Source organism: Stenotrophomonas lacuserhaii, from assembly GCF_014836545.1.
GTDB classification, from domain to species: Bacteria; Pseudomonadota; Gammaproteobacteria; order Xanthomonadales; family Xanthomonadaceae; genus Stenotrophomonas; species Stenotrophomonas lacuserhaii.
Genome location: NZ_JACSQS010000001.1, coordinates 334,012 through 347,211 on the forward strand (window position 1 = coordinate 334,012; position 13,200 = coordinate 347,211).

Here is a 13,200-nt window from a genome sequence, read left to right on the forward strand (position 1 = left end):
GTCAAAGCGCAACAAACCATCCCGTCACGTTCCGTTGCGGTGCACTGCGTCCATCATCGTGCTGTATTCATGGCGCCGCGATGTGGCGGGGCTACTCCTGGAGGCAGTGTGTGACGGTGACGAACGTGGACAATGGCGGGCTGGCGGGCAAGCGGATACTGGTCGCCGAAGACGAATACAACATCGCCATGTTCCTGGTGGAATATCTGCAGATGAAGGACGTCGACGTGGTCGGTCCTGCCGGAAACCTCAAGGCGCTCGATGCGCTGCTGGACGCCCAAGCGGTGGACGGCGCGCTGCTGGACATCAATCTCGGCGGGGAGCTGGTATATCCGCTGGCGGACCGCCTGCGCGATGGCAACATTCCCTTCGTGCTGACGTCGGGTTACGACGACAACGTACCTGAGCGCTTTGCCGATGCCCCGCGCTGCGGCAAGCCCTACCGCCTGGAAGCATTGACCCACGCACTGGAACAGGCGCTGCAGGCACGCCACGTGCCCGGCAGCAGCTGACTTGGCCATGGCCAGCCATCTGAATCCGCGCCTTGCGCCGCAGTCCGGCCGTCCGGTCGATCATGCGGGGTTGATGGGCACAGGCGTCCGCGGCGGGATGCGCGAGCGCATCCAGGCCCATGACTGGGCGGGCTCACCGCTGGGGAGCATGGATGACTGGCCCCCGCACCTGCGCGCCTGCGTGGACCTGATGGCTGCCCACGGCTTCCCGATGATCGCGCTGTGGGGCCCCGACCTGCTCCAGATATACAATGATGGGTACGCTGAAATCATGGCGGAGAAGCACCCGGCCGGGCTGGGCCAGCCGACGGCGGAATGCTGGCCGGAAGTCTGGCACATCAATGAACCGCTCTACGAAGAGGTGTGGCAGGGCAGGACCCTGACATTTTCCGACAAATGCTATCCCCTGCGCCGCCACGGCCGCTTGCAGGATGTGTGGTTCACCATCACCTACAGCCCGATGCGCGACTGCGATGGCTCGATCAGCGGCGTGCTGGTGACCATGTTCGATACCAGTGCCGAGCACGTGGCGCGGCTGGAGCGCGAGCGTACCGAGCGGGAGCTGCGACAGACCAATGCCGCGTTGCAGGCCAACGAGGAGCGGTTCCACCAGTTTGCCGCCGCTTCGTCCGATGCGCTGTGGATCCGCGATGCCGACAGCCTGGACACCGAGCTGCTGAGCACCGCCTTCGATGCGGTGTACGGGCTGCGCCCCGGGCAGGCATCAGGCGCGCTGCGCTGCTGGGCGGCGCGCGTAGTGCCCGATGACCGGCAAGCCGCCATTGATGCGGTAACCGGAGTGCGCGATGGCCTGCCGCGCGTCCATGAGTTCCGCGTGCAGCGCGAGGACGACAGCCGGTTCCGTTGGGTGCGTGACACCGTTTTTCCACTGTTCGACCAGCAGGGACGGGTCAGCCGGATCGCCGGCATCGCCCGCGATGTCACCGAAGAACGACGCTGGGCCGAGCATCAATCCGTGCTGGTGGCCGAACTGCAGCACCGGGTACGCAACATCATGGCCACCATCGGCTCGATCACCCTGCGCACCCGCGAATCGGCAACCAGCGTGGATGACTACGCGCAACGCCTGTCCGGCCGGGTGATGTCACTGGCACGTACGCAGGCCCTGCTGACCCGCGCCGGCAACGTAGGCATCGATCTGCGGGGCCTGCTCAACGACGAGCTCTCTTCTTCGTCCTACGGCGCGCAGCGGGTCGTGCTGCACGGACCGACCGTCATGGTGCCGCCGAAGGCGGCCGAGGTGATGTCGCTGGCCATCCACGAACTGGCCACCAATGCGTTCCGGCATGGCGCACTGCGCGACCCTGACGGCAGGCTGGAGGTCAGCTGGCAGGTGCGCGAGGACCCGCAGCAGCAGCGCTGGGTCGACCTGCACTGGGTTGAAACCCATGCTGCACGGCCCGGTTGGGAACCGCCGGCCCGCCGCGGCTTCGGCACCTCGCTGATCGAAGACCGGATTCCGTATGAGCTGGAAGGCGAGGGCCATCTGCAGGTGGCTGAGGAGGGGACCGAGGCACGCATCTCCTTCCCGTTGCGGCATCGCGACAGCATCCTGCAGACGGACGCGCCGCAGGGCACGGCCATTGCCGGTGGTTCGGTCGATCTGGGCGACGCCGGGCTGCTTGCCGGTCATCGCGTCCTGGTGGTGGAGGATGATTTCTATCTCGCCCATGACACCGCCACTGCGCTGCGCAGCGCCGGCGCCGTGGTGCAGGGACCGTGCTCGACCCTGCAGGCCGCGCTGCAGCGGCTGGATGGCGGCGGGGTGGATGCGGCGGTAATCGACATCAACCTCGGGCAGGGTGCCGAGACCGGAGTCATCGCTGCCCTGCAACGGGCAGGGCTGCCGTTCGTGGTGGTCACCGGCTATGACGAAGGGGCTGCCTCGCTCGAAGCGGGTCGCTTCGTGCGGCTGCAGAAGCCGGCTACGCCGGCAGGAATCGCCCGCGCGCTTGCGCGTCTGGTGCACGCCGGGACGGCCTGATTCCCTGATGCGCGGAATCCTGAAACGCCGCCTCGCCTGCCTTGCTCGAATACCCCGGCGCCGCCGTCACGGGGCGTTCCCGTAACGCAGGCCAGCGGGCGGCGATGCTGGGACGGGGGCAGACGGCAATGCTAGCCTTTACTCCCCCTGCAATGCTGCCCCGCCCATGGATTACCGGCTTTTCCTGTTCGACCTGGACGACACGCTGCTGGATTTCCGCGCATCCGAACGGCTCTCCTTCGCCCGTACGCTGTCCAGCCTCGGTGTCGAAGCGGCGGTGGACCCGCTGTATGCCACCTACCAGCAGTGCAACCGTGCGCTGTGGGAGGCGCTGGAGCAGGGAAGGGTGGACAAGGATTTTCTCAAGGTCGAGCGCTTCGGGCGCCTGTTCGCCGCGCATGCCATCGACGCCGATCCGGCGCGCGCCGGCCAGGTCTACCTGGATTGGTTGCCGCAGACGGTGGTACTGGTGGATGGTGCACGCGCCGCCTGCGAAGCGTTGGCGGCGATCGGCGAGATCGGCATCATCACCAACGGCATCGAGCAGGTGCAGCGTCGGCGCATCGCGGTATCCGGGCTGGCCGACCTGATCAGCTTCGTGGCGACGTCCGAAGCCTGCGGCCACGCCAAGCCGGACGTGCGTTTCTTCGCTTACGCCACCGCCATGGCCCGTGCTTTCCAACCGCAGCGCACGATCATCATCGGTGATCGGCTGGAAGCGGACATCCTGGGTGCCAACCGCTTCGGGATCCACAGCTGCTGGTTCAATCCGGACGCTGTTGCGCTCACCGGCGAGGCCCTGCCGACCTGGCAGGTTGAAAAGCTCAGTGACCTGCCCGCCGTGCTTGGTGTGAGCTGAACCCTCGGCCGGGCGCGGCGCTGCGCCTGCTTCTGCGCAAGGATGCACGGCACGCACACGCCGGCATTGCAGGACGCTTACATGGCAGCCTCTACGGTGGGGTTTCACGCCGTAGCGCACCACACAGAGGAAAGACCATGACCGAGCACGCTCCCATCCCCGAAGGCACGTTGATTGTTGTCGCCGACGGCGGCTCGGCCCGCGTTTTCACCAATGTCGGCAGCAAGACCGAGCTCAAGCTCAAGCAGCAGGACGAACTGGTGCTGCGCGACGTCAGCCAAGCCGGCGTCTCCGGACAGGGGCCTTCCGGTGCGGTGCCCAAGGACATGAGCATCGCCCAGCTCAACGAGGCGACGTTCGCCAAGCAGCTGGCCGAGCAGTTGAACGATGATGCCCTGAACAACCGCTACACCCACCTGGTGCTGGTGGCCGATCCGCAGACACTTGGCCGGATCCGTCCGCAGCTGCACAAAGAAGTGCAATCGCGGCTGGTGCGTGACCTGGCCAAGGATCTCACCAACGCACCGCTGGAAGACATCCAGCGCGCACTGGGCTGAGTCATGACAATGCCTGCAGGAACGCCGCAACCGGAGCCACTGCGATCGGCTGTAGATGCCAGCGAGGGCTGGCTTCTGCTTGAGTTCGGAGCGACATGGTGCGGTCACTGCCAGGCCGCCAGGCCGGTGGTGCAGGCGTTCGTGCAGGGTCATGCGCTTGACCACCTGTGGGTGGAGGATGGCAAGGGGCGCCCGCTTGGGCGCTCGTTTGCGGTCAAGCTGTGGCCCACGCTGATCCTGCTGCGTGACGGGCAGGAGGTGGCGCGGGTGGTCCGTCCGCTGCGCGAGCAGGACCTCGCGCCGCTGCAGAATGCGATGGCGGTCTAGCAACAACGCAATGCAGCATGAACGACGCGCGCGGCGATGCTAGGATCAGGTTTCCTGAATCGATCTAAATGCCGCCCATGCCAAACCGTGCGAAGCGTCGATGGATACTTCTTGCTGCCGCAATGCTGCTGGGCTCAACGGCAACAGCGGCCGATGCTGCCAGCGTGGGTGAGCGCGCCTTCGCTGCCGTCGATCCGTTCATCGGCACGGCGGGAGAGGGGCATACCTATCCCGGTGCCACCGTGCCGTTCGGCATGGTGCAGCTGAGCCCGGACACCCGCATCCAGCCACGCGAAAAGGCCTATGACTGGGCCGCCGGTTACCGCCACGACGACACCAGCATCGTGGGCTTCTCGCACACTCATTTCTCAGGCTCTGGCCATTCCGACCTCGGCGATGTCCTGCTGATGCCCTACACCGGCGAGCCCGGGCTGGAACGCGGCGACCCGGACAAGCCGCGCAGTGGTTACGCGTCGCGCTTCAGCCACAAGGACGAGCGCGCCGAGCCGGGCTATTACGCAGTGAACCTGGACGACTACCGCGTACGCGCCGAGCTGACCGCGAGCGAGCGCGTCGGCGTGCACCGCTATCGTTTCCCGGCAGGGGAGCAGGCCAAGGTGCTGCTGGACCTGCGCACCAGCCTGTACGACTACCCCGGAAAGATCCTGTGGTCGCGCCTGCGCGTGCATGCAGACGGCACGGTAACCGGCTTCCGCGAAACCCGGGGCTGGGCACCGGGGCGCCAGTTGTACTTCGCGATGCGTTTCTCGCGTCCGGCCACCGGGCATGCGCTGCACAACACCGAAACCGACATCGCCTACAAGGGCTTCCCGCCGCCGGGGCACGGCTCGCCGCTGCAGCGGGCACAGGTGGAAGGCCGCCAACTGGTGGCGACCTTTGATTTTGGCAAGCTCGACGGTCCGCTGGTGGTGAAGGTGGCCATTTCCTCGGTGAGCGAGGCAGGTGCAATCACCAACCTGGATGCCGAGGTGCCGGCGTTCGACTTCGACCGCGTACGCGCCGATGCGAAAAAGAAGTGGATGGAAGCGCTAGCGGTGGTGGACATCGAAGCGCCGTTGCCGGACCGCCGCAGCGCTTACACCGCGCTGTACCACTCGCTGCTCGGGCCGACCCTGTCGATGGACGTGGATGGGCAGTACCGTGGTCCGGACAATGCGGTGCACCGTGCCGAAGGGTTCCGCCACCATTCGACGTTCTCGCTGTGGGATACCTATCGCGCCCTGCATCCGCTGCTGACCCTGGTGCAGCCGGAGCAGCGCAACAGTGATTTCATCAATTCGCTGATCGCCCACCAGGCGCACAGCCCCTACGGCATGCTGCCGGTGTGGTCGTTCCATGGCCAGGAAACCTGGTGCATGATCGGCTACCACGCGGTGCCGGTGATCGCCGATGCCTACCTGAAGGGCATCCGCGGCTTCGATGCCGACAAGGCGCTGGAGGCGATGGTCGCCACCGCCAATTACGGTCCCTACGACGGCATCGCGCAGTATCGCGAGCTGGGGTGGGTGCCGATCGACGAGGAAGGCGAGGCCGCCAGCAAGACGCTGGAGTATGCCTTCGACGACTGGACCATCGCACGCATGGCGCAGGCGATGGGTCGCACCGAGGTCGCCGCCGAGTTCGGCAAGCGCGCGGGCAACTGGCGTCATGCGTTCGACAAGGAGACCGGCTTCATGCGCGCGCGCAAGCGCGACGGCAGTTTCCGCACCCCGTTCGATCCGTCGGCCAGCGGCTATGGCACTGATTACACCGAAGGCAACGCCTGGCAGTATTCCTGGTACGTGCCGCAGGACGTGCAGGGCCTGGCCGATGCACACGGCGGCAGTGACGCGCTGTTGAAGCGGCTGGACCAAGTGTTCGAGGCCAAGGTCGACCCGGCCGTGTTCGAGCACATGGAAGACATCACCGGGCTGATCGGCTGGTATGCGCACGGCAACGAGCCCAGCCACCACGTAGCCTACCTGTACGCCCATGCAGGCCAGCCGTGGCGCACCCAGGCACGCCTGAAGCAGATCATGGACACCCAGTACGCCGATCGCCCCGATGGCCTGGCAGGCAATGACGACCTCGGCCAGATGTCGGCGTGGTATCTGTTCACCGCGCTGGGTTTCTATCCGGTGGCACCGGGCAGTGGCGAGTACATCATCGGCCGGCCGTTCCTGCCCAAGGCGACCTTGAACCTGCCCAATGGCAGGGTCTTCACCATCGTCGCCGAAGGACTGACGGCAGGACACGGCTACATTGCCTCGGCCACGCTCAACGGCAAGCCGCTGCAGCGTGCGTTCCTGCGCCACGACGAGATCATCGCCGGGGGCGAGCTGCGATTCGTGATGCAGGCCGAACCCAACACCGCATGGCCCGGAAAAAACGCCGAACGGCCGTATTCGATGTCCCGCGCGCTGCAGCAGTAACCGGCGCACCGTGTCCGGGTAGCGCCGACCCGTGGTCGGCGGAACGCCCCCTCCAACGGCCCGCTGCGCTCGCCGACCATGGGTCGGCGCTACCGCTTTTTATTTTTTAGTACGCGGGTGGCGGCGCCCGGACCCTGTCAGAGGGGCCGGCGGTGGGGCTGGGCGGGGGCGTTGAGCGCCATGGATGGCGCGAAACGAGGCCCGCAGGAGCGGCTTCTGCCGTCCCCCGCACAGCCTTAGCGTCCGGCCCCGCCCGTCATCGCCGACGCAGAACGGGTTCGGCATCAGGTATCCAGCAGCCCCAGCGAACGCGCATGCGCCAGGTCCTGCGGGGTGTCGATGTCCAGTTCCAGCCCGCCTGCCGGCAACAGCAGCAGCGCATCGTCGGCGAGCGCCCGCAGGCGGGCACGGAAGCCCGCATTCGACGCGTCTTGCGGCAACGCGCTGAACCAGTCACCGGGCACCACCGCAGGCACGCCGGCCAGCCCCTGCAGGCGGGTAGCTGCGCAGCCGGAGCGTGACCGGCGTGAACCCTCCAGCAGGCGCTGCAGGTGCGCGGTCGAAAGCGCCGGCTGGTCCGACATCAGCACCAGCACCTGCGCATGGCCGGCCACGTGCGATGCAGCAGCCTGCAGGCTGCTGGCCATGCCGCTGGCGGCGTTTTCGTTGATGACCCTCTCGTACGGCAGGTCCTGGAGTGCGGCCTGGTACGCAGACGGGTTGCTGCCCAGCACAACGATGAGGACCTCCGGGCCGGTCTCCAACGCGATGCGTGCCGCACGGTGCAACAAGGTCTCGCCGTCGCGGCGCAGCAGCTGCTTGGGCTGGCCCAGCCGCGTGCTGCTGCCGGCGGCGAGCAGCACCACCGCATGCCTACCGCGCTCACTCACGTGGGCGCCACGACACCATGGCGCCACGATTGCAGCTGGGCGGCAATGCTCAGTGCGATGGCGTCGGGGCCGCGCCCCCCCAGGTCCAGCCCAACCGGCGCATGCAGGCGTGGCTGCAACGCGTGCCGGGCGGCATCAGGCAGCAACGAGAACAGGTCATCGCGGCGCCGGGTCGGGCCCAGCAGGCCGATGAACGGCACGGGGCAGGGTGCCAGCGCCTCCAGTGCCTGCAGGTCGAGTTCGAAATTGTGATGCATCACCAGCACGACATCGGGCACGGCGGGGGCATTGGCCAGCGCGGTCGAGGCAGCCAGTGGCTCCACCTCTACCGGGCTGCGGGCGCGCCACGTTGCGCGCGGGTCCGCTACCCGGACCTGCCAGCCGAGGCCACGCAGCGTTGGCCACAGCGCCGCCACCTCGGGACCGGCGCCGAGCAGCAGGGCGCGCGGTGGCGGCATCCAGCGCAGCGACCACAGTCCCTGCGGCGCATCGAAACCACAGCGATCGGCGGGAAGGCGCTGATCCACCGCGACCTCTGCACAGCCGATGCGCGCGCCGCCGCCGGCATCCACGTCGAGCCGCATCGGACCCTCGCCACGCAACCATCCCTGCAGCACCGCGGCGACCCCAGGCAGCGCGGACAACGGCAACAGCAGCAGGCGCTGGCAGCCGCGGCAGCCCACCGCGTTACCGGAGAACAACGCGGAATCGTCGCGGGTATCGATCTCCATCCAGCCGATGCGGCCGCTCGTGGCGCACTCCCGCGCCATGCGCTCTATCTCCGGCTCCAGGCAGCCGCCGCTGAGCCAACCGACGTGCGTGTGTTCGCCGAACAGCACCAGGGTGCCGGCCCGCGCGTAGGTCGAGCCTTCGGTCTCCAGCACCACCGCCAGCGTCACCGGCTGGCCAGCGGTGCAGGCAGCGGCCGCGGCCTCCACCACGCGGGCCATCCCGGCATCGGGTACGTCCACTACCGGGCTGGCAGGCAGCCGGGTCATGCGATGTCCGGCAGTCCACCGAGCAGCTTGTCCAGCGTGATCGGGTAGCTGCGCACGCGCACGCCGGTCGCGTTGTAGATCGCGTTGGCCACCGCGGCGCTGACACCGCACAGGCCCAGCTCACCCACGCCCTTGGCCTTCATCGGCGAAGAGATCGCATCGGCTTCGTCCAGGAACACGACCTCCTGGTGTGGGACATCGGCATGCACCGGCACTTCATAGCCGGCCAGATCGTGGTTGACGAAGAAGCCCAGGCGGGTATCGACGGCAAGCTCTTCGGACAGCGCCGCGCCGATGCCCATCGTCATCGCACCGATCACCTGGCTGCGCGCGGTCTTCGGATTGAGGATGCGGCCGGCGGCGCAGACGGCGAGCATGCGGCGGATGCGGCTTTCGCCGGTGGCCACGTCCACGCCGACTTCCACGAAATGTGCAGCGAAGGTGGACTGCTGGTATTTCTCTTCCAGGCTGGCGAACTCGATGCTGTCTTCGACCACCAGGTCACCATCGGCGGCGGCCTTGCCCAGCGCCGCCGACCTGTTGCCATCGCGGACCTTGCCGTCGGCGAACGTGGCGCTGTCCGCGTCGTAGCCGAGCTTGCCGGCAATGGCCGCGCGCAGCTTGGTACACGCCGCGAACACGCCGGCGGTGGCACTGTTGGCGCCCCACTGGCCGCCCGAGCCGGCCGAGGCCGGGAAGCTGGAATCGCCCAGCTTCACCGTGACCTGGTCCAGGCTCACGCCGAGCATTTCCGCAGCGGTCTGGCCGAGGATGGTGTAGCTGCCGGTACCGATGTCGGTCATGTCGGTTTCCACGGTGACATGGCCCTTGCCGTCCAGCCGCACCCGCGCGCCGGACTTCATCACCAGGTTGTTGCGGAAGCCGGCGGCCACGCCCATGCCGACCAACCAGCGGCCATCGCGGCGCTGGGCTGGCGCGGCGGACCGCTTGTCCCAGCCGAAGCGTTGCGCGCCCTCCTGCAGGCACTGCACCAGCTGCCGCTGCGAGAACGGCCGTTCGGGGTTGGACGGGTCCACCTGGGTATCGTTGCGGATCCGGAATTCGACCGGGTCCAGCTTCAGCTTCTCGGCCATTTCGTCCATGGCGATTTCCAGCGCCATCAGCCCCGGTGCCTCGCCCGGTGCGCGCATGGCGTTGCCTTCGGGCAGGTCCATCGTGTGCAGGCGCAGGCCGGCCAGTCGATTGGCGCCGGCATACAGCAGCTTGGTCTGCTGTACCGCCTCTTCCGGCGAGCCTCCGGTCAGGTTGCCCGACCACGATTCATGGCCGATCGCGGTAAGCGTGCCTTCGGCCGTGGCACCCAGCCGGATGCGCTGCACGGTGGCAGGCCGGTGGGTGGTGTTGTTGGCGATCAACGGCCGCTGCAGCGCCAGCTTGACCGGGCGCTTGGCCGCACGCGCGCCGAGCGCTGCAAGCACCACGTCGGAGCGGATGAACAACTTGCCGCCGAAGCCACCGCCGATGAACGGCGACACCAGCCGTACCTTGTCCTCCGGCAGGCCGAGCGTGGTGGCCAGGTCCTTCTTGCCCCAGGCGATCATCTGGTTGGAGGTCCACACGGTCAGCTGGTCACCCTCCCAGGCCGCCAGCGAGGCGTGCGGTTCCATCATCGCGTGCGACTGGTCAGGGGTGTGGTACGTGGCATCCAGCGTCACCGGTGCATCACCGTAGGCTTTCTCGAAGTTGCCCACGCGTGCATCGGGATCGGTGTCCTGCAGCTTGTTTCCGGCCTTTTTCGCAGCGTCCAGGTCGAACACCCCCTTGCTGGGGGCATAACGGATCCGTACCAGGTCTGCGGCGGCGCGCGCCTGCTCGAAGGTTTCGGCCACCACCAGAGCCAGTGCCTGGTGGTAGTGGTCGACCTGCGGGCCACCCAGCAACGGGGCGGTATTGCGGTCGCCCTTGTGCAGGGGGCCGGCGTTGTCGGCGGTGACGATGGCGAGCACGCCGGGCGAGGCACGTGCGGCGTCGAGGTCCATCGCGCTGACCCGTCCCTTGGCGATGCCGGCGCCGACCACGTAGCCATAGGCCGGCGATGCGGCGACGTCGTGCCACTCATACGCATAACGGGCGTGTCCGGTGGTCTTCTGCGGGCCGTCGATGCGATCCAGCGGCTTGCCGACCACCTTCATCTGGTCGATGGGATTGGTGCCTGCGGGGGTATCGAATTTCATGGATCAGCTCCTCGCCTGCAGCAGGACCGAGGCCAGCGTGCGTTCGGCAAGCTGTACCTTGAACTGGTTTTCAGGACTGGGCGTGGCGCCCTGCAGCAGGTTGCCGACCACCGCACGGGCGCCCTGCGGCAACAGCGCGTCGGCGGCATCGCTGCGCCATGGCTTGTAGGCCACCCCACCCAATGCCACGCGGCCGCTGCCGTCGGCCTGCAGCACGGCGGCGACCGAAACCAGCGCGAACGCGTAGGACGCGCGGTCGCGCACCTTGCGGTAGATGTGGGTACCGCCCAGTGGGGCAGGCAGGAGGGCCGCGGTGATCAGCTCATCCTTTCCCAGCACCGTCTCGATGTGCGGGGTCTTTCCCGGAGCGCGGTAGAAATCATCCAGTGCGATGCGGCGCGTGCTGCCGTCGGCGCGCACGGTCTCTACCGTTGCATCCAGCAGCATCATGGCTACGGCCATGTCGCTGGGATGGGTGGCGATGCACGAAGGGCTGGTGCCGATCACCGCCAGCTGCCGGCTGACGCCGCCGATGGCTGCGCAGCCGCTGCCGGGCAGGCGCTTGTTGCAGGGCTGGGCGGTATCGTAGAAATAGGGGCAGCGAGTGCGCTGCAGCAGGTTGCCGGCGGTGGTGGCTTTGTTGCGCAGCTGTCCGGACGCGCCTGCGACCAGCGCACGGGTCAGCAGGGCGTAGTCGCGGCGGATCCGGCTGTCGGCGGCCAGGTCGGTGTTGCGCACCAGTGCCCCAATGCGCACGCCGCCGTCCTCTGTGGCCTCGATCGTATCCAGCTTGAGCCCATTGACGTCGATCAGATGGCTGGGGATCTCGATCTCCAGCTTCATCAGGTCCAGCAGGTTGGTGCCGCCGGCGATGAAACGGGCTCCCTGGGTGCGGGCGGCGGCCGCGGCGGCTTCGGCCGGGGTACGCGCGCGTTCGTAGGTGAAGGCTCTCATGCGCGCTGGCCTCCGACGTCTTCGATGGCTTCGATGATGTTGGAGTACGCACCGCAGCGACAGAGGTTGCCACTCATGCGCTCGCGTATTTCTTCAGCGCTTGCCTCGCTGCGCCCGGTCAGGTCGGCGGTGACATGGCTGGGGATTCCCTGCTTGATTTCCTTCAGTACCGCAACGGCCGAGCAGATCTGCCCCGGCGTGCAGTAGCCGCACTGGTAGCCATCATGTTTGACGAAGGCGGCCTGCATCGGGTGCAGGTCATCGGGTGATCCCAGACCCTCGATGGTGGTGATCTCGGCACCCTCGTGCATCACCGCCAGGCTCAGGCAGGCATTGATGCGACGGCCGTCGACGATCACCGTGCAGGCGCCGCACTGGCCGTGGTCGCAGCCCTTCTTGGTGCCGGTGAGGTGCAGGTGCTCGCGCAGCGCGTCCAGCAGGGTGACACGCGTATCCAGCTTCAGTGCGCGCACCCTGCCATTGACCTTGAAAGCCACCTCGGTGGTGACCGGCGCGCGCGCGGGGGCGCCGATTCCAGGCACGTCAGCCATGGCGGAAGGGGCGACCAGCACCGATGCCGAGCCCGCGCCGAGCTTGAGCAGGGTGCGCCGGCTGAGCGCGAATTCGGGAGGGGTATTCATGCAAGGCGGATCCTCTATGGCGGGTGCAGGCATGGCTGAGGGGATCGCGGCGCTCCGATCCAGGCAGGGCGCCGAGGACTCCAGCATGGCCGCAGCGAAGTAGTCAGGGGGTGAACCGACGCCCGGAGGGAGAAAGGAGCAGAGCCCGCGGCGTCACCGACCCGACGCAGGTGGCGGGCGCGCTGCCCAGGCTTTCAGCAGTGGCAGCGGATCGTAGGCGCCCTGCGCGCCATAGATGCCCCAATGCAGGTGCGGCGGCGTGCCTTTCGCATTGCCGGTATCCCCGACGTAACCCAGCAGCGTGCCCGCATCGACCACCTCGCCGCTCGCCAGCCCGTCCCGCCAGCCATCCAGGTGGGCGTAGTAATAACGTTCCCGCGCAGGCCCCTGGATCCAGACCTGGCGCCCGCCCAGGCCGCCCTCGCGCACGTCCATCACGATGCCGCGGGTGGCGCTGCGCACGGCGGTGCCGCGTGCGGCGAAGATGTCCACCCCGGCATGGGTGCGATCGGCGCCGCGCGGGGCACCGAAGGTGTCGGCCACCTGGCGTGCGCGGACGCCTTCGACCGGTACCGGCAGGGCGGTGGGCGCGGGCATCCGCGAGATCTCCCACATCGCGCGCGGCACAGCGGCCCAGCGACTGTTCCAGAGCGCACCGCCGGCCACGATCAGCACGGCGATCCAGATCACGCGCAACAGCCAGCGGCGGAGTTTTCGCGCGGGCGACGGCCCTGCAGGTGCGGCGGGATCAGTCAAGAGGCAGGCCGGTCGTGGAGGACGGTCCAGCATGCCAGCGGCGGCATCAACGATGCGTGGCCGCCGACGGGCTG

At 67.7% G+C, this 13,200-nt stretch carries 12 protein-coding genes; 6 read left to right on the forward strand and 6 right to left on the reverse strand.

The genetic code is table 11. The annotated features are described in order from the left end of the window. The first annotated feature begins 110 nt into the window (after positions 1–110). From H9654_RS01625 to H9654_RS01650, 6 genes are all read left to right on the forward strand, one after another. Positions 111–512 carry a response regulator gene (locus tag H9654_RS01625; protein ID WP_318241103.1) on the forward strand — a complete coding sequence of 134 codons (402 nt, stop codon included), beginning with the start codon at positions 111–113 and terminating at the stop codon, positions 510–512. A gap of 7 nt (positions 513–519) precedes the next feature. Beyond that, positions 520–2,517 carry an HWE histidine kinase domain-containing protein gene (locus tag H9654_RS01630; RefSeq protein ID WP_225211790.1) on the forward strand — a complete coding sequence of 666 codons (1,998 nt, stop codon included), beginning with the start codon at positions 520–522 and terminating at the stop codon, positions 2,515–2,517. 166 nt (positions 2,518–2,683) lie between these two features. Then, positions 2,684–3,376: a YjjG family noncanonical pyrimidine nucleotidase gene (locus H9654_RS01635; protein ID WP_191768487.1), complete on the forward strand. Its 693-nt coding sequence runs from the start codon at positions 2,684–2,686 to the stop codon at positions 3,374–3,376. Between the two features lie 137 nt (positions 3,377–3,513). Then, positions 3,514–3,933: a host attachment family protein gene (locus H9654_RS01640; protein WP_191768488.1), complete on the forward strand. Its 420-nt coding sequence runs from the start codon at positions 3,514–3,516 to the stop codon at positions 3,931–3,933. Positions 3,934–3,936: 3 nt separating this feature from the next. Continuing rightward, positions 3,937–4,260: a thioredoxin family protein gene (locus H9654_RS01645; protein ID WP_191768490.1), complete on the forward strand. Its 324-nt coding sequence runs from the start codon at positions 3,937–3,939 to the stop codon at positions 4,258–4,260. A gap of 77 nt (positions 4,261–4,337) precedes the next feature. After that, positions 4,338–6,692 carry a GH92 family glycosyl hydrolase gene (locus tag H9654_RS01650; RefSeq protein WP_191768492.1) on the forward strand — a complete coding sequence of 785 codons (2,355 nt, stop codon included), beginning with the start codon at positions 4,338–4,340 and terminating at the stop codon, positions 6,690–6,692. Positions 6,693–6,976: 284 nt separating this feature from the next. Here the strand turns inward: H9654_RS01650 and H9654_RS01655 are convergent, their stop codons facing one another. From H9654_RS01655 to H9654_RS01680, 6 genes are all read right to left on the reverse strand, one after another. After that, positions 6,977–7,582, reverse strand: a complete 606-nt coding sequence (locus H9654_RS01655; protein ID WP_191768494.1) for a nucleotidyltransferase family protein — start codon at positions 7,580–7,582, stop codon at positions 6,977–6,979. After that, the gene (locus H9654_RS01660; RefSeq protein WP_191768496.1) at positions 7,579–8,580 is read right to left on the reverse strand and encodes an XdhC family protein; all 1,002 of its coding nucleotides are present in this window, start codon (positions 8,578–8,580) and stop codon (positions 7,579–7,581) included. Before H9654_RS01660 ends, H9654_RS01655 begins: the two co-directional genes overlap by 4 nt. Further along, entirely contained in the window at positions 8,577–10,775 is a 2,199-nt protein-coding gene (gene paoC, locus H9654_RS01665; RefSeq protein ID WP_191768498.1) for an aldehyde oxidoreductase molybdenum-binding subunit PaoC, read from the reverse strand. The genes H9654_RS01660 and paoC overlap by 4 nt, the downstream gene beginning before the upstream one ends. Before the next feature lie 3 nt (positions 10,776–10,778). Then, on the reverse strand, positions 10,779–11,729 hold the full coding sequence (locus H9654_RS01670; protein WP_191768500.1) for an FAD binding domain-containing protein: 951 nt from the start codon (positions 11,727–11,729) through the stop codon (positions 10,779–10,781). After that, positions 11,726–12,370, reverse strand: coding sequence for an aldehyde dehydrogenase iron-sulfur subunit PaoA (paoA, locus tag H9654_RS01675; RefSeq protein ID WP_191768502.1), 645 nt, complete (start codon positions 12,368–12,370; stop codon positions 11,726–11,728). Before paoA ends, H9654_RS01670 begins: the two co-directional genes overlap by 4 nt. Before the next feature lie 153 nt (positions 12,371–12,523). Continuing rightward, on the reverse strand, positions 12,524–13,159 hold the full coding sequence (locus tag H9654_RS01680; protein WP_191768504.1) for a M23 family metallopeptidase: 636 nt from the start codon (positions 13,157–13,159) through the stop codon (positions 12,524–12,526). Between the last annotated feature and the right edge of the window lie 41 nt (positions 13,160–13,200).